The 14931-nt window shown below is 65.1% G+C and carries 17 protein-coding genes and 1 tRNA gene; 10 read left to right on the forward strand and 8 right to left on the reverse strand.

The window, feature by feature from the left end; genetic code table 11:
- Nucleotides 1-94 precede the first annotated feature (94 nt).
- Nucleotides 95-184, reverse strand: a tRNA-Ser gene (locus tag KDD17_RS10325).
- A 383-nt stretch (nt 185-567) separates the two neighbouring features.
- Entirely contained in the window at nt 568-774 is a 207-nt protein-coding gene (locus tag KDD17_RS10330; protein ID WP_212703584.1) for a hypothetical protein, read from the reverse strand.
- Nucleotides 775-950: 176 nt separating this feature from the next.
- On the opposite strand from KDD17_RS10330, the gene KDD17_RS10335 reads away from it, so the two are divergent.
- On the forward strand, nt 951-2759 hold the full coding sequence (locus KDD17_RS10335; protein ID WP_212703585.1) for a tetratricopeptide repeat protein: 1809 nt from the start codon (nt 951-953) through the stop codon (nt 2757-2759).
- Here the strand turns inward: KDD17_RS10335 and ychF are convergent.
- Nucleotides 2756-3853, reverse strand: coding sequence for a redox-regulated ATPase YchF (gene ychF / locus KDD17_RS10340; RefSeq protein WP_212703586.1), 1098 nt, complete (start codon nt 3851-3853; stop codon nt 2756-2758). The two genes, KDD17_RS10335 and ychF, sit on opposite strands and share 4 nt — an antisense overlap.
- Nucleotides 3854-3895: 42 nt before the next feature.
- On the reverse strand, nt 3896-4108 hold the full coding sequence (locus KDD17_RS10345) for a hypothetical protein (RefSeq protein ID WP_212703587.1): 213 nt from the start codon (nt 4106-4108) through the stop codon (nt 3896-3898).
- 185 nt (nt 4109-4293) lie between these two features.
- On the opposite strand from KDD17_RS10345, the gene trpA reads away from it, so the two are divergent.
- Nucleotides 4294-5085 carry a tryptophan synthase subunit alpha gene (trpA, locus tag KDD17_RS10350; RefSeq protein WP_212703588.1) on the forward strand — a complete coding sequence of 264 codons (792 nt, stop codon included), beginning with the start codon at nt 4294-4296 and terminating at the stop codon, nt 5083-5085.
- A 2-nt stretch (nt 5086-5087) separates the two neighbouring features.
- Here trpA and KDD17_RS10355 read toward each other — a convergent pair whose 3' ends face one another.
- Nucleotides 5088-5252, reverse strand: a complete 165-nt coding sequence (locus tag KDD17_RS10355) for a hypothetical protein (RefSeq protein WP_212703589.1) — start codon at nt 5250-5252, stop codon at nt 5088-5090.
- A gap of 175 nt (nt 5253-5427) precedes the next feature.
- Here KDD17_RS10355 and KDD17_RS10360 point away from each other — a divergent pair, with 175 nt between their 5' ends.
- Nucleotides 5428-6594, forward strand: coding sequence for an alpha-hydroxy acid oxidase (locus KDD17_RS10360; RefSeq protein ID WP_212703590.1), 1167 nt, complete (start codon nt 5428-5430; stop codon nt 6592-6594).
- The gene (locus KDD17_RS10365; RefSeq protein WP_212703591.1) at nt 6594-7214 is read left to right on the forward strand and encodes a hypothetical protein; all 621 of its coding nucleotides are present in this window, start codon (nt 6594-6596) and stop codon (nt 7212-7214) included. The genes KDD17_RS10360 and KDD17_RS10365 overlap by 1 nt, the downstream gene beginning before the upstream one ends.
- Here KDD17_RS10365 and KDD17_RS10370 read toward each other — a convergent pair.
- A complete protein-coding gene (locus tag KDD17_RS10370; RefSeq protein ID WP_212703592.1) occupies nt 7211-8353 on the reverse strand; it encodes an MFS transporter in 1143 nt (380 codons plus the stop codon). The genes KDD17_RS10365 and KDD17_RS10370 overlap by 4 nt on opposite strands.
- A gap of 146 nt (nt 8354-8499) precedes the next feature.
- Here KDD17_RS10370 and KDD17_RS10375 point away from each other — a divergent pair, with 146 nt between their 5' ends.
- The 6 genes from KDD17_RS10375 (at nt 8500) to KDD17_RS10400 (ending at nt 13183) form a co-directional block, all read left to right on the forward strand.
- On the forward strand, nt 8500-9168 hold the full coding sequence (locus tag KDD17_RS10375; RefSeq protein WP_212703593.1) for a 50S ribosomal protein L25/general stress protein Ctc: 669 nt from the start codon (nt 8500-8502) through the stop codon (nt 9166-9168).
- A 141-nt stretch (nt 9169-9309) separates the two neighbouring features.
- Nucleotides 9310-9999: an aminoacyl-tRNA hydrolase gene (pth, locus tag KDD17_RS10380; RefSeq protein ID WP_212703594.1), complete on the forward strand. Its 690-nt coding sequence runs from the start codon at nt 9310-9312 to the stop codon at nt 9997-9999.
- A complete protein-coding gene (locus KDD17_RS10385) occupies nt 9996-11078 on the forward strand; it encodes a DUF2332 domain-containing protein (RefSeq protein WP_431358120.1) in 1083 nt (360 codons plus the stop codon). Before pth ends, KDD17_RS10385 begins: the two co-directional genes overlap by 4 nt.
- 30 nt (nt 11079-11108) lie before the next feature.
- Entirely contained in the window at nt 11109-12272 is a 1164-nt protein-coding gene (locus KDD17_RS10390) for a serine hydrolase domain-containing protein (protein ID WP_212703595.1), read from the forward strand.
- Nucleotides 12273-12287: 15 nt separating this feature from the next.
- Nucleotides 12288-12665, forward strand: coding sequence for a DUF2237 family protein (locus KDD17_RS10395; protein WP_212703596.1), 378 nt, complete (start codon nt 12288-12290; stop codon nt 12663-12665).
- Complete coding sequence (locus KDD17_RS10400) at nt 12662-13183, forward strand: DUF4893 domain-containing protein (protein WP_254796774.1); 522 nt, start codon at nt 12662-12664, stop codon at nt 13181-13183. Before KDD17_RS10395 ends, KDD17_RS10400 begins: the two co-directional genes overlap by 4 nt.
- 86 nt (nt 13184-13269) lie before the next feature.
- On the opposite strand, the gene trpB is transcribed toward KDD17_RS10400, so the two are convergent.
- Complete coding sequence (trpB, locus tag KDD17_RS10405; protein WP_212703597.1) at nt 13270-14502, reverse strand: tryptophan synthase subunit beta; 1233 nt, start codon at nt 14500-14502, stop codon at nt 13270-13272.
- 134 nt (nt 14503-14636) lie between these two features.
- On the reverse strand, nt 14637-14927 hold the full coding sequence (locus KDD17_RS10410) for an N-(5'-phosphoribosyl)anthranilate isomerase (protein WP_348541449.1): 291 nt from the start codon (nt 14925-14927) through the stop codon (nt 14637-14639).
- Nucleotides 14928-14931 lie beyond the last annotated feature (4 nt).

Raw genomic sequence — 14931 nt, forward strand, 5'->3', positions numbered from 1 at the left:
GCCCGTAAGGGCCGATAAAAGCCGGGTTCGCGCCGTGGGTAGTTCGTGGGTAGGTCTGGTTGAGCGCCAATTTATCCAATAAACCAATGGGTAATGGCGGAGACGAAGGGATTCGAACCCTCGAGACCCTTCCGGGCCTACTCCCTTAGCAGGGGAGCGCCTTCGACCACTCGGCCACGTCTCCGCTGACCCGTTTAGCGGGCGGGGTTTGGGAGGGCAAGTGGTTTGTCTGGGTCAATTTACCGGCATGCACAGGACGTACACCGGGTGTGCACCGGCCGTACACTGCCGTGTGCGCATTGAGGGCGCGGTTGCATGCGCCGTTGACGGGGTGCGTTCGCAAAGGAGGCTGGCGCTCGTGCGGAAAAGCAGCGCAGTCGGCTTGCTGGGATCGGGTGCGCGAAAGCTACCGGGTGCGGGTATTCCGTCGGGACGGACCCCGATCGGGGGCGGTGTGAGGCGCGGGTCGGGGCGATGCTATCGGACTTCGGTCTGCTGGAGGGTGGACTGGCCTCTCCCCCCCGTCCGGGCGGACCGACGCCGATGGCGGAGCCGTTCTGAAACGGCTCACCGTGACGCGCTCCCGCCGTTCGTGTCGACCAGCGACCAGCGGGTATTGCAGAACCCTGCGGGAAACGCGCGGCTGTCGCTCAACGCGCCCCGGACCACAGCCGCGCACACCTTGGCCCGGCTTTTGGGGGCGAAGCCCGATTTGGACGTGTCACCCTTCCCGCAGGCATCACCCGACACATGCCCGTCTGCGTCGATTCCCACAGCCTGTTCAGGTCAAAACACCATGGTCCGACGTGCGTTTGCAATCCGCCGGGTCGTGCGGCATCCTTGTGCAAGGGGTGGCGTATGTTTGAAAAATCACTGCATGGGTTGAATGTGGCTACGGCCTTTGGGGCGGCGGCGACGGCGGCGGATATCACGCTCTTTGGCGGGCGGGGATGGCGATTGGGGCGGCCTTGTCGGGGCTGTCGCTGTTCAGGGGGTCGGACCGCCAGACGCGGGAAGCGGCGAAGCTGATGGCGCCGATCCTGCAGGCAGAGCTCGAACGCTCCCCCCTGCCCGCGGATCACAAGAAAGTCGTGCTGGATCTGCTGAAAACCAACGCGCCCACGTTCGAGGATATTTCCGAAGGCAGCTATATCGCCGCGCGGATCGCGAAGAACATCCGCGATGGCGTGGCGGCGACGGCCAAAGACCCCGCCCGGCAGAATCCCTCCGTGCTGAACACATTCGAGGCCGTGCTGGCCGCAGCACTGGCGCCGATCGTGGCGCCCAGTGACCAGCAATCGGCGGATACGGCGACGCTGCTGCAAAGGCTCGACGCCAGCGGCGGCGCGCAGCGCATGCGCGACGAGGGGATCACCGAGCGGGCGATCCTGCGGCTTGCCACCCGGATCGTGCAGGACGCGACCGATCTGGGCGCGGCGTGGACGGCGATTGAGGATGCGGTGGCCATCGCGATCCGCGTGCAGCAGGAGGGGCACGCGCCGTCGAACCACCGCGATTTTGTGGATGAGGTGTTTGCGCGGACGGCACAGCTGGCGGCGGAGGGGAACTATGCGCAGGCGCTCGATGCCATCCACGCGGCGCGCGAAGAGGGCAAGGCCCGCGATGCGCGCCTGTTGGCGCGGGCGGTGGACATGGCGACACTGGCCGGTGATGCAGAGGCGACCGCCACGCTGCTGACCGAGCAAGTGATGCGCGACGCGCCAAAAGGGGTGTTTGACGCGCTGCGTGCGCTTCAAGATGAATGGTACGTAAAAGGCCGGGATCGGGGGGTGACGTTTGAGGCCACGGTGGCGATCCATCTGGCCCAGATCAGTCTGGAGCACGCCGGCACCCCGGACACGCGCGGCGCGGCTTGGAACGACCTTGGTATTGCGCTGGCCATCTTGGGAGGGCGTGACAGCGATACCGCGCGATTGGAACAGGCGGTTGCGGCTTATGAAAACGCATTGCTGGAATTTACTCGCGACCGCGCGACGCTTGACTGGGCAATAACACAGAACAACCTTGGCAACGCGCTACGGTCACTCGGGGAACGCGAAAGCGATACCATGCGACTGGAACAGGCGGTCAAGGCCTATGAAAACGCCTTATTCGAACGCACCCGCGACCGCGTGCCGCTTGACTGGGCCATGACGCAGAACAACCTTGGCAACGCGCTATGGTCACTCGGGGAACGCGAAAGCGATACCGCCCGGTTGGAGCAGGCGGTCACGGCCTTTGAAAGTGCCTTGCTGGAACACACCCGCGACCGATTACCGCTTGACTGGGCCATGACGCAGAACAACCTTGGCAGGGCCCTCCAAACACTTGGGAACCGCGAAAGCAATACCGTGCGATTGGAGCAGGCGGTCACGGCCAATGAAAATGCCTTGCTGGAATACACCCGCGACCGCGTGCCGCTTGACTGGGCTATGACGCAGAACAACCTTGGCAACGTGCTGCGCTCGCTCGGCGAACGCGAAAGCGATACCGCGCGGTTGGAGCAGGCGGTGACGGCCTATGAAAACGCTTTGCTGGAATGGACCCGCGACCGCGTGCCGCTCAACTGGGCGTTTACAAACGGGAACTTGGGCGCCGTCGAAATCGCTTTCTTCGACATAACGGGCAATGCCACGCATCTTGACCGGGCAAAAGACTACGTCGCAAACGCCCACGAGGTCTTCGTTGAGGCAGGCGCTTCACGCTATATCGAGATGGCCGACGTCTTGTTGGCGAAAATCGACGCCCGCCGCACCTAGGTATTGAACAGGAAGTGCAGCACATCGCCGTCCTTGACGGTGTAGCCTTTGCCCTCGGCGCGCATCTTGCCGGCTTCTTTTGCGGGGCCTTCGCCGCCCAGGGTCACGAAATCGTCGTAGGCGATGGTCTCAGCGCGGATGAACCCTTTTTCAAAGTCACCGTGGATGACGCCGGCGGCCTTGGGGGCGGTGGTGCCGGTTTTGATGGTCCAGGCGCGCGCTTCCTTGGGGCCGACGGTGAAGTAGGTCTCGAGGTGCAGCAACTCGTAGCCCGCGCGGATCAGGCGGTCGAGGCCGGGCTCTTCGAGGTCCATTTCCGACAGGAACATCTGCGCCTCTTCGGGTTCCAGCTGGCTGATCTCTTCCTCGATCTGGGCGGAGATGATGACGTGGGCGTTGCCCTGCGCGGCGGCCATCTGCGCCACCTTGGCGGAGTGGGCGTTGCCGGTGGCACTCTCGGCCTCGCCGACGTTGCAGACGTAGAGCACGGGTTTGGTGGTCAGCAGCTGCAGCATGCGCCACGCCTTGAGGTCGTCGGCGTCCACTTCGACCGTGCGGGCGGGCTGGCCGTTTTCGATTGCGGTTTGGGCGGCGGCGAGCAGGCGGTCCTGCTGGGCGGCGTCCTTGTCGTTGCCCTTGATCTTGCGCACGAGGCCCGCGCGGCGTTTTTCGATGCTTTCAAGATCGGCGAGCATGAGTTCGGTGTCGATAGTTTCCGCGTCAGCGATGGGATCGACACGGCCCTCGACGTGGGTTACATCGCCGTCCTCGAAACAGCGCAACACGTGGGCGATGGCATCGACCTCGCGGATGTTGGCGAGGAATTGATTGCCCAGCCCTTCCCCCTTGGAGGCGCCTTTGACCAGACCCGCGATGTCGACAAAGGTCATGCGGGTGGGGATGATGGATTTGGATTGCGCGATGGCGGCGAGCTTATCGAGGCGCGCGTCGGGCACGGCGACCTCGCCCACGTTCGGCTCGATCGTGCAGAAGGGGAAGTTCGCGGCCTGTGCGGCGGCGGTGCGGGTAAGCGCGTTGAAAAGCGTGGATTTGCCGACGTTCGGCAGACCGACGATACCCATTTTGAAACCCATGATGCGCCCCTTGCTGCGGTTTGGTTGCGCTGTCCTAAAAGGTCAGTCGGGGCGGCGCAAGTCCTGCGCCCGCGCGCGACGTTCACGGGCGGAGAAAATCAGGAACCACGCCAGCAGGATGAACATCGGATGGGTCAACCCGCCGGTGAACAACAGCGCCGGAACCCAGATGAAAAACACAAGGATCCCGAGGATCGGATGCCCCGTCAGAAAGATCGACAGGGGCGGCAGCAGGATAGCGAGCAGGTAATTCATAGCACAGGAAATAAGCACTCCCCTGCCCGTTTCAAACGACATCCGCGGCGGGGATCGGAAAATTTGGAATTTTCCGGACCGGAATTTTCGAAAAATTCCGATACCCGGTCGGAACGGAGCGGATTGATTTCACCCGCGCGATTGGGCAAAGGGGGCGTTACCACCTCAACCGCAAAGGCACCGCCATGACCCGTATCGACGACACCTTCGCCCGGCTGAAATCCGAAGGCCGCAAAGCGTTCGTTTCCTACGTGATGGCGGGCGATCCCGATTACGACCGCAGCCTCGAGATCGTGCGCGGCTTGCCGGGGGCAGGTGTAGACATTATCGAACTGGGCCTGCCCTTTACCGATCCGATGGCCGATGGCCCCACGATCCAGCTGGCGGGGCAACGCGCGCTGGAGGGCGGGATGACCCTCAAGCGCACCCTTGATCTGGCGCGCGCGTTTCGGGAAGGCGACGACACCACGCCCATCGTGCTGATGGGCTATTACAATCCGATCTATTCGATGGGTGTTGCGGCGTTTCTGACGGCGGCCAAGGAGGCGGGCATCGACGGGCTGATCGTGGTGGATCTGCCGCCCGAGGAAGACGACGAGCTGTGCCTGCCCGCGCAGGAGGCCGGGCTGAATTTCATTCGCCTTGCCACGCCCACCACGGATGACCGGCGCCTGCCGACGGTGGCGCGCAACACGTCCGGGTTTGTCTACTATGTCTCGATCACCGGCATCACCGGCTCGGCGGAGGCCGATGCGGGCGATGTCGGCCCCGAGGTCACGCGCATCCGCGAGACGGTTGGCCTGCCGGTCGTGGTGGGTTTTGGCGTCAATACGCCGGAAAAATCACGCGCCATCGCCGAGGTCGCCGATGGGGTCGTCGTCGGCTCCGCCATCGTGAGCAAGATCGCCGCGGGCGACAGCACCGCCGACGTGCTGGCATTCGTCAAAACGCTGGCCGATGGGGCGCATGGCGCCTGAGGTCAGTCGATCTCAAGCTTGGCGGCAAGGATCTGCTGGCGTGCCTTGGCTGCGATATCGACGGATGGCTTGGCGTCGAGTTCCTTGAGAAGCTTGCGGGCGCGCAGGGCGGGTTGCGCTTTTTCGGTTTGCTCCTCACGCCAGTCTGAAAGGGTAGCTCGGGTCATTTTTGGCCTCTTGCTTGATTGTGATGCGATGGAAATGGGTATTCCGCTCTCAACTTAAAGGCGACCAGAGGCGGAACGGCTGCGACAAATTGACGGACCTGCCGCGCATCAGTGATTGATCGCCGCGCGGGAGATTGGTAAACAAACATGACCAATCTTTGCGGAGGCGCCCCCGATGCCCGTCATCACCAATATCGACGATCTGAAAAAACTGCACCGACGCCGGGCGCCGCGCATGTTCTATGACTACGCCGAAAGCGGCAGCTGGACCGAGCAGACGTTCCGCGAGAACACCACCGATTTTGACCAGATCCGCCTGCGCCAGCGTGTGGCCGTCGATATGTCGGGCCGCAGCACCGCCGCCGAGATGATCGGCCAGACCGTCGCGATGCCCGTGGCGCTGGCCCCCGTGGGGCTGACTGGCATGCAGCACGCCGACGGGGAGATCAAGGCCGCCCGCGCGGCGGAGGCCTTTGGCGTGCCCTTCACCCTCTCGACCATGTCGATCAATTCGATCGAGGATGTGGCACAGGCCACGACCAAACCGTTCTGGTTCCAGCTGTATACGATGCGCGATCAGGACTATGTCAGCCGCCTGATCGAACGGGCCCGGGCGGCTAAATGCTCGGCCCTTGTCATCACGCTGGATCTTCAGATCCTTGGCCAGCGGCACAAGGACATCAAGAACGGGCTGAGCGCCCCGCCGAAACTCACGCTGAGTTCCATCGCGAACCTTGCCACGAAATGGCGCTGGGGCATCGGGATGCTGGGCGCGCAGCGGCGCGAGTTCGGCAATATCGTTGGCCATGTGGAGAATATTTCGGACAATGCCGATCTGGGCGCCTGGACGGCGGAGCAGTTCGACCCGACGCTCGATTGGGACAAGATCGCCCGGATCAAGGAGCAATGGGGCGGCAAGGTGATCCTCAAGGGGATCCTCGATGCCGAGGACGCCAAGATGGCGCTCAAGGTCGGCGCCGATGCGATCATCGTGAGCAACCACGGCGGGCGGCAGCTGGACGGTGCGCTCAGCTCGATCCGGGCGCTGCCGTCGATCCTTGAGGCGGTGGGCGATGAGGTCGAGGTGCACCTCGACAGCGGCATCCGCTCGGGTCAGGACGTGCTCAAGGCGCTGGCGATGGGGGCCAAGGGCACCTACATCGGGCGGGCCTACATCTACGGTCTCGGCGCGATGGGTCAGGAGGGCGTCACACGCGCGCTGGAGGTTATTCACCGCGAGCTGGATACCACCATGGCGCTGTGCGGCGAGACCAATGTGGCCAACCTGGGCAAGCACAACCTGCTGATCCCGCAGGATTTCGAGGGGCGCTGGCAAAGCTGATGCTGATTTTCCTGCGCCATGAGCTAGCGTTTCTGGCGAACCCCAAAACCGGGACAACCGCCGTCGAGATGGCGCTGAAGCCGCGTGCGGAGATCGTGTTTGCCAAGCGGCGCAAGCATCTGACCGCGCAGCGCTATATCCGCAAGGTGCTGCCGTTTTTGCAGGATACCTTTGGCAAGGCGCCCGCTGCCGTGGCGGTGATGCGCGATCCGGTGGATCAGGTCGGCAGCTGGTATCGCTATCGTAACGGCGCGCGGCTGAAAGGCTCAGAGTTGAGCACCGACGGGATGAGTTTCGATGCCTACGTGCGCGAGGTCGCCATGGGCGAGGATGCCCCGCCCCGCGCGCGCATCGGCAGCCAGCACAGCTTTCTGACCGACCGGGGCGATCTGATGGTGCATCACCTCTTTGCCTACGAGGCGCAGCCTGCGTTCCGGGGATTTCTGGAGCGGCAGTTGGACATGGAGCTGAAGCTCAAGCCCAAGAACGTCTCGCCCCCCGCCGATACGCGCGTCAGCGCCGAGGCGCGGGCGTTGCTGGAGGCCGCGCGGCCCGAGGATTTTGCGCTCTACGCCCGGTTGCGCGACGCGGGCGGGTATCTGGAGACGGATATCTCCTAACGCGCCACGCGCGCCAGCAGCGGCACGACCCCAATGCCAACCCCCACGCTCAGCACCGCGACGGTCAGGAACGCCGTGCTGAGGCTGTAGCCCTGCGCGATCAGCCCCATCAGCGGCGGCCCCATGAAGAACGCGCCGTAGCCCAGCACCGACACCCGCGCGATTACGACCAGCCGGATGTGCGCAGGCGCGGAGCGGCCCGCGATGGCGAGCGTCAAGGGTGCGATCACCGACACGCCCAGCCCGGCGGTGGCAAAGCCCGCGAGCGCCACGCCCACCGTGGGGGCCAGCGCCGCCGCGATGAGCCCCACCGCGGTCAGCAAACACGCCGCCGACATCAGCACCAGTTCGGGCACAAACCGCGCGAGCGCGTGGCCCGACAACCGCCCCACCCCCATCATCAGACCCAGCAGCGCGGGCCCCAGCGCGCCCTGCTGCGCCGATCCGCCCAGACCGCGTTCTAGGTGCAGGGCCGACCAGCCCTCCGACGCCGCCTCGATCAGAAAGCCGAAGAACACGACCGTGCCCGCGATCCAGATCAGGGCGGTGGGCAGGGGCGTTTTCGCCTCTGGGGTCACGTCGTCAGGGGCTGCCGTGCGGCCAAGGCTCGCCCAGCCGAGCGCCGCAAAAAGCACCAGCAGCAGCGCAAAGATCTGCGGCGGGGCCCACCCCGCTTCGCGCAGCGCGCCCACCCCCACGGCAGAGGCCGCGTAGCTGAGCGAATAAAGCCCGTGATTGAGGTTCATCAACGCGCGCCCGCTGCTCTCTTCGGCCTGCGCCACCTGCGCGTTGATCAGCACGTCCACCACACCCGAGCCTGCCGAGAGCAGCAACAGCATCAGCGCCAGCGCCCAGAGCGTGCCCACCAGACCCGTGCCCAGGATCGACAGCGCAATCACGCAGATGCTCAGCGCAACGGCCGCACCGCCGAGACGCGCGTGCGCCAATGGCGCCAGCCACATGGCCGCGATGGCCCCGAACGACGCCCAGAGGACCGCAACACCGTAGGCGCCATCGGAGGCGTCCACGCCCGCCTTGATCACCGGCATCTGGGCAAAATACGCCGACCACGCGAGGCCAATGGCGACAAAGCCCGCGAGAGGCTTGCGCGACAGGGAAAGATCATGGATCAGGCTCATGCCGGAGGCTTGGCACGCGGGCCGCATCCGCACAAGCGCCCGCGCCCTTTTTTGCCTTTCCAAGATGGCGCATCCGGTCTATAGGCCGAGGCTCATACGGGACGACAGCCTTGGAGGCGTCCCACCTTACTATATTGGAGAGACAAATGGCCGGAGAGATTCCAGATCTTGAAGCCCAGGAACGGACGGGGACAGGCAAGGGCGCCGCTCGTCAGGCACGCCGTGACGGCATGGTTCCGGGGATCGTTTTTGGTGGTGACAAAGAGCCGCTGCCGATCAACATCCCGTTCAACAAGCTGCTGACAATGCTGCGCAAGGGTCGATTCAAATCCACCCTGTTCAACATGAAGGTCGAAGGCCACGAGGACGTGCGGGTCATCTGCCGCGACGTTCAGCGCCACGTGGTCAAGGACCTGCCGACGCATGTCGATTTCCTGCGCCTGCGCCGCACCACAAAGATCAACCTGTTCATCAACGTCGAGGTTTCCGGCGAAGAGGAATGCCCCGGCCTGAAGGCGGGCGGTGTTCTGACGCTGGTGCGTCCCGAGGTTGAGCTGGTCGTGACCGCCGCCGACATCCCCGAATCGATCACCGTCGATATTTCGGGTCTGGAGATCGGCGACAGCGCGACCATCGCCAACGTGAAGCTGCCCGCAGGGGCCAAGCCGACGATCGACCGTGATTTCGTGATCGCCCAGATCTCGGCGCCGTCCGGTCTGGCCTCGCAATCGGACGACGAGGACGAGGATGTGGCCGCCGACGAAGTGCCCACAACCGAGATGGATCCCCCCAACGGCGAGCAAGCCGACGATTGATCCTGCCGTCCTCGACGGCACGAGATGCAAAGGGTCGCCCGGTTGGGCGGCCCTTTTTCGTGCAGGGGCCGACGTGATCTGGACCCTGCCGCGCGCGCGCACTATATTGCAACCCAAGGGTTAGCGATCAAAGGAATGGCCATGAAACTGATTGTCGGGCTGGGCAATCCGGGCGCGAAATACGCCCGCCACCGTCACAACATCGGCTTCATGGCGCTGGACCGCATCGCGGCGGATCACGGCTTTGCCCCGTGGAAGGGCAAGCATCAGGGCAGCATCAGCGAGGGGCGCTTTGGCGCGGACCGCTGTGCGCTCCTGAAGCCCGAGACATTCATGAACCGCTCGGGCGACAGCGTGCAGGCGGCGGCGGCGTTCTTCAAGATCGGGCCGGAGGACATCATCGTGCTGCACGACGAGATTGATCTGGCGCCCGGCAAGGTCAAGTTCAAGCAGGGCGGCGGGCACGCGGGCCACAACGGGCTGCGCTCGATTCACGGGCATCTGGGCGCGGAGTACGCGCGCGTGCGGCTGGGCGTCGGCCATCCGGGCCACAAGGACCGCGTGCCGGGCTACGTGCTGCATGATTTTGCGAAGGCCGATGAGGATTGGCTGGACGACGTGCTGCGCGGGGTCTCTGACGGGGCGCCGCATCTGGCGGCGGGCGACGGTGCCAAATTCATGAACGCGGTGGCGCAGCGGATCGCGCCATCGCGCCCCTCGACCGGCACCAAGGGGCCCGCAAGGGCGCCTCAGGCCGCTCCCCCGAAACAAGACCCCCCGGCCGAGGAGGCCAGATCCCCGATGCAAAGATTATTGGACCGTTTCAAGTGAGCGCGCTGGAGGCGGCGTTCCGCCATCAGGCAGACAGCTGCGAGGCGCTGGGTAGCCCCTTCATGGGGCGTCTGTTGCGCATATTGGCCGAGGATTGGCCGACTGACAGCGCGCTGGCGCGGTTCATCGCCAGCTTTGGCGGCAATATCGGACCGGCGGGCCATTCGCTGCCGCTGCGCATCTGCGGCGGGCTGCACGCGCTGGTGCTGACCCGGCGCGATGCCGATCTGATCGCCGCCTACCCGCCCGCCGATGTGGCCGACCGGGATCTGCGCGCCGCCGTCCTCGCCGCGATCACAGCCCACGGTGATTTCCTGATCGATTGGTGCAAAAGCCCGCCCCAGACCAACGAGGTGCGCCGCTCTGCCGCGATGATCGCGGGCGCGCGGGTGGCGGTATCGCATTTCCCGCTGCCCCTGCATCTGAGCGAGCTGGGCGCGAGCGGCGGGCTGAACCTGATGTGGGATCACTACACGCTCGACATTGGCAAGGCGCGGTTCGGCCCGCCGGTGCCGGCGCTGACGCTGACGCCGGAATGGACGGGCGCGCCGCCCCCCGACGCGGCGCCGCAGATCGCGGCACGGGCTGGCGTCGATCTCAACCCGCTCTCCCCCGGCGACGGGGAGGACATGCTGCGCCTGACCGCGTTCCTGTGGCCCGACCAGCCCGAGCGGTTGTCGATGACCCGCGCCGCCGGATCGGTGATGACCGCACCGCTGGTAAAGGGCGATGCGATTGAATGGCTGTCGGCGCGGCTGGCGGCGGCGCCGCAGGGGCGTCTGCATCTGATCCAGCACTCCGTCGCCTGGCAGTATTTTCCCGCCGCCGCCCAATCCCACGGTCGCGCGCTGATCGAGGCGGCGGGGCCACGGCCACCAAGGACCGTCCCCTCGCCTGGCTGTCGATGGAGAGCGACGGCGACACCACCGGGGGCAAGGGGGCGGCGCTGGTGCTGCGGCTGTGGCCGGGCGATATCACGCTCGATCTGGGGCGCGCGGATTTCCACGGACGCTGGATCGACTGGCGCTATACCGGCTGACGCAGCGGCAGGGTTTTGCGCAGCTGCGCGCCGTGATTGACTGCATCCAGTGCGGATCGGGGAGGGTATCATGCGCGGGCTTCTGAAATGGATCGGGCGGATCGTCCTTGTGCTGGTGCTGGCCGCCGTGGCCGTGGGCCTGTGGAAACGCGAAGAGATCACGCGGCTCTTGGCGGTGAATTCGCTCTTTTCCGAAGAAAAGATCATCACCAACTTCTCGAACATGGATGCGGCATTTTTGAGCGTGCCGGTGCCGCGCGGCGATGGCCCCGTAAGCGCGCTTCCGGAGGGGCCAGCGGCGGATTTGCCGCCTCAGGTGGCACCCTGGATTGCGGATCACGCGGTCACGGCGCTGGTGGTGCTGAAGGACGGCGCGCTGGTGCACGAGAGTTATCATCTGGGCACGGGGCCGGAGGATCGCCGGATCAGCTGGTCGGTGGCAAAAAGCTATCTCTCGGCGCTGATCGGGCAGTTGCTGGCAGACGGCACCATCGCGTCGATTGACGATCCGGTGACACAATACGCGCCCGCGCTGGTGGGCGGCGCCTACGACGGGGCGAGCGTACGCCACGTGCTGAACATGGCCAGCGGTGTGGTGTTCGACGAGGATTATCTGGACCCGCAGTCCGACATCAACCGCATGGGCCGCGTGCTGGCGCTGGGCGGCGAGATGGACGGATTTGCCGCGGATCTGAGCGAGACTTTCGCCGCCCCCGGCGCGCAGTGGCAATACGTCAGCATCGACACGCATGTGCTGTCGATGGTGGTGCGCGGCGCCACCGGCCGCTCGATCGCGGATCTGCTGAGCGACCGAATCGTGCGGCCCATGGGGCTGGAGGCAGAGCCGTACTACCTCACCGACGGGGTCGGGACCGCCTTTGTGCTGGGCGGGCTGAACCTGATTGCCCGCGACTACGCCCGGTTCGGTCAGATGTATCTGCAAAACGGACGCTGGAACGGGCAGCAGATCGTGCCCGCCGATTGGGTCGCGGCATCAACCGTACCCTCCGCGCCGACGGCGCCGGGAGCAATCGGGTACGGCTATCAATGGTGGATCCCCGCCGACGCGCCCGAGGGAGAGTTCATGGCCCGTGGCGTTTACGGACAATACATCTATATCAACCGTGCACGTGGCGTGGTGATCGCGAGCAACGCGGCGCACCGGGGCTTTCGCGCGGATGGCGCCAGTGCGCGCAACATCGCGGTGTTTCGCGCCATCGCCAACGGGATTTGAGGGGGAGACAAGATCATGGAGCCGGAGGAAAGCATCAACGTCGAGGGCGGGCCGCTGACGGTCTGCGGCATGGATCCAGTGACGGGGTTTTTCCGCGATGGCCATTGCAATACCTGTGCCGCCGATCAGGGCAGCCACACCGTTTGCGCGGTGATGACGGAGGAGTTTCTGGCGTTCTCGAAATACGTGGGCAACGATCTGTCGACCCCCAACCCGGTATTCGGCTTTGCCGGGCTCAAGCCCGGGGATCGCTGGTGCCTGTGTGCGGGGCGGTTCCTGCAGGCCGCCGACGAGGGCTGTGCGCCACGCGTGGATCTCAGCGCGACGCACCGCGCGGCGCTGGAGATTGTTCCGCTGGAGGTATTGCATGCGCACGCGGAGGGCGGAGCATGAAGAGCAGACTCCTTGCGGCCCTTTGCGCGCTCCTCGCCGGGGCGGCGGCGGCACAGGAGATCCGCCCGCAAGAGCAGGCCCGGCTGGACCGGTTCGAACGGGTTGCGGGCACATCATTGTTGCAGGCGATGGGCGGCGGCGCGGCAGGCGACGTGGACGCGCTTACGGCGGCGCTGGCCGGCACGCCGCAGGTGGCGTTTGACCCCGGTCTGGACGGCGATTGGCGCTGTCGCACAATGAAGCTGGGCGGCATCGCGCCGCTGACGGTCTACAGCGATTTTGACTGTCGCATCACGGTGCTGATCGATGGGCTGGCGTTCGAAAAACTCACCGGATCGCAACGCACAAAGGGCAAGATTACCCTGCGCGACGGGCGCGCCGTTTACTTGGGCGTCGGCTATGTGTCTTCAGAGAGCCCCTGCCCTACGCCGATCTGCCGCCGGATTTTGCGGGGACCGCGACGCGCTACCCGGATGTGGCGGTGTTTGAACGGGTCAGCAACACCCGCGCGCGGCTGATGTTTCCCGCCCCCGTGAACGAGAGCGATTTCGACATCCTGGAGCTGCGGCGCTGATCTCCCCCGCCCGACGGCGGGGCAACGGGGTCAGGCGAATTCGCCCATCTCAAAGCCGAGCGCGCGGGCGACGGTAAAGATATCCTTGTCGCCGCGACCGCACATGTTCATGCAGATGATGTGGTCCTTTGGCAGTTCCGGTGCGATTTTCATCACGTGGGCCAGCGCGTGGGAGGGCTCAAGCGCGGGAATGATCCCTTCGAGCTCACAACATTTCTGGAAGGCGGCGAGCGCTTCGGTATCGGTGATCGAGACGTATTTGGCGCGGCCGATGTCATGCAGCCACGCGTGCTCCGGCCCGATGCCGGGATAGTCGAGACCGGCGGAGATTGAGAACCCTTCGAGGATCTGGCCGTCGTCGTCCTGCAACAGATACGTGCGGTTGCCGTGCAGCACGCCGGGGCGCCCGCCGGTGAGGGAGGCGCAATGCTCCATCTTGGCGTTGACGCCCTTGCCACCCGCCTCGACACCGATGATGTTGACGTCGGTATCGTCGAGGAAGGGATAGAAGAGGCCCATCGCATTGGAGCCACCGCCAATGGCGGCGATCAGCGTGTCAGGCAGACGGCCCTCGGCGGCCTCCATCTGGGTGCGGACTTCCTTGCCGATGATGGATTGGAAATCACGCACCATGGCCGGATAGGGGTGCGGGCCTGCAACGGTGCCGATGCAGTAGAAGGTATCGCGCACGTTGGTCACCCAGTCGCGCAGCGCGTCGTTCATCGCGTCCTTGAGCGTGCCGCGACCGGAGGTGACGGGCACGATTTCGGCGCCCAGCAGGCGCATGCGGAAGACGTTGGGCGCCTGACGCTCTACATCGTGGGCGCCCATGTAGACCACGCATTTCAGCCCGAATTTGGCACAGACGGTGGCCGTCGCCACGCCGTGTTGGCCCGCGCCCGTCTCGGCGATGATGCGTTTCTTGCCCATGCGGCGGGCGAGGATGATCTGGCCCAGCACGTTGTTGATCTTATGCGCGCCGGTGTGGTTGAGCTCGTCACGCTTCATGTAGACCTTGGCGCCGCCGAGTTCCTCGGTCAGACGCTCGGCGAAATAGAGCGGGCTGGGGCGGCCGACGTAATGCGTCCACAGATCGTCCATCTCGGCCCAGAAGGTCGGATCGTCCTTGGCGCGGTCGTATTCGGCCTGCAGATCGAGGATCAGCGGCATCAGCGTCTCGGACACGAAACGCCCGCCGAATTCGCCAAAGCGCCCATTCTCGTCCGGGCCGGTCATGAAGCTGTTGAAAAGATCGTTGGCCATTGCGCACGCCCCTGTCGAAATACATCTGAGCGCTAGCAGTACCGCCCCGTTGCGGCTTCGTAAAGCGGGCAATGGGACGCGGGAACGCAGGCTGCGGGGGCAAACTTTCGTGCGAAAGTTTGGGCACAAATCCTCTAGGAGGATTTGGGGGGAGCCACGGTCAGACGGATGGCGTCCCGGTTGCAGAAGATCACGATCTGGCCCGCGTTTTCCACCGCCGAGTAGCCCCGACGGCGCAATTCCGCCTCGAACGCGGGGCGGCCGACCATGCGTTCCATATCGCGGGTCTTGCGGCGGACGATGCCGCCGTCGAGGGCTGATTTGGCGCGAAAGAGGTGGCGGAACCATTGGGCGGCATTGGCAGGCGGGTGTGGCGGGCGCAGGGATTTGAAGATGACGGTGTGCATGCCGTCATGCTGGGCCACGCAT

This window comes from Sulfitobacter albidus (genome assembly GCF_018200035.1).
Lineage (GTDB): Bacteria > Pseudomonadota > Alphaproteobacteria > Rhodobacterales > Rhodobacteraceae > Sulfitobacter > Sulfitobacter albidus.

Excerpts from the sequence above, each read along its gene's own strand:
- KDD17_RS10335 (WP_212703585.1), top strand. The coding sequence starts at position 951 with ATGGCGATTGGGGCGGCCTTGTCGGGGCTGTCGCTGTTCAGGGGGTCG.
- ychF (WP_212703586.1), bottom strand. The coding sequence starts at position 3,853 with ATGGGTTTCAAAATGGGTATCGTCGGTCTGCCGAACGTCGGCAAATCC.
- KDD17_RS10345 (WP_212703587.1), bottom strand. The coding sequence starts at position 4,108 with ATGAATTACCTGCTCGCTATCCTGCTGCCGCCCCTGTCGATCTTTCTG.
- trpA (WP_212703588.1), top strand. The coding sequence starts at position 4,294 with ATGACCCGTATCGACGACACCTTCGCCCGGCTGAAATCCGAAGGCCGC.
- KDD17_RS10355 (WP_212703589.1), bottom strand. The coding sequence starts at position 5,252 with ATGACCCGAGCTACCCTTTCAGACTGGCGTGAGGAGCAAACCGAAAAA.
- KDD17_RS10360 (WP_212703590.1), top strand. The coding sequence starts at position 5,428 with ATGCCCGTCATCACCAATATCGACGATCTGAAAAAACTGCACCGACGC.
- KDD17_RS10365 (WP_212703591.1), top strand. The coding sequence starts at position 6,594 with ATGCTGATTTTCCTGCGCCATGAGCTAGCGTTTCTGGCGAACCCCAAA.
- KDD17_RS10370 (WP_212703592.1), bottom strand. The coding sequence starts at position 8,353 with ATGAGCCTGATCCATGATCTTTCCCTGTCGCGCAAGCCTCTCGCGGGC.
- KDD17_RS10375 (WP_212703593.1), top strand. The coding sequence starts at position 8,500 with ATGGCCGGAGAGATTCCAGATCTTGAAGCCCAGGAACGGACGGGGACA.
- pth (WP_212703594.1), top strand. The coding sequence starts at position 9,310 with ATGAAACTGATTGTCGGGCTGGGCAATCCGGGCGCGAAATACGCCCGC.
- KDD17_RS10390 (WP_212703595.1), top strand. The coding sequence starts at position 11,109 with ATGCGCGGGCTTCTGAAATGGATCGGGCGGATCGTCCTTGTGCTGGTG.
- KDD17_RS10395 (WP_212703596.1), top strand. The coding sequence starts at position 12,288 with ATGGAGCCGGAGGAAAGCATCAACGTCGAGGGCGGGCCGCTGACGGTC.
- KDD17_RS10400 (WP_254796774.1), top strand. The coding sequence starts at position 12,662 with ATGAAGAGCAGACTCCTTGCGGCCCTTTGCGCGCTCCTCGCCGGGGCG.
- trpB (WP_212703597.1), bottom strand. The coding sequence starts at position 14,502 with ATGGCCAACGATCTTTTCAACAGCTTCATGACCGGCCCGGACGAGAAT.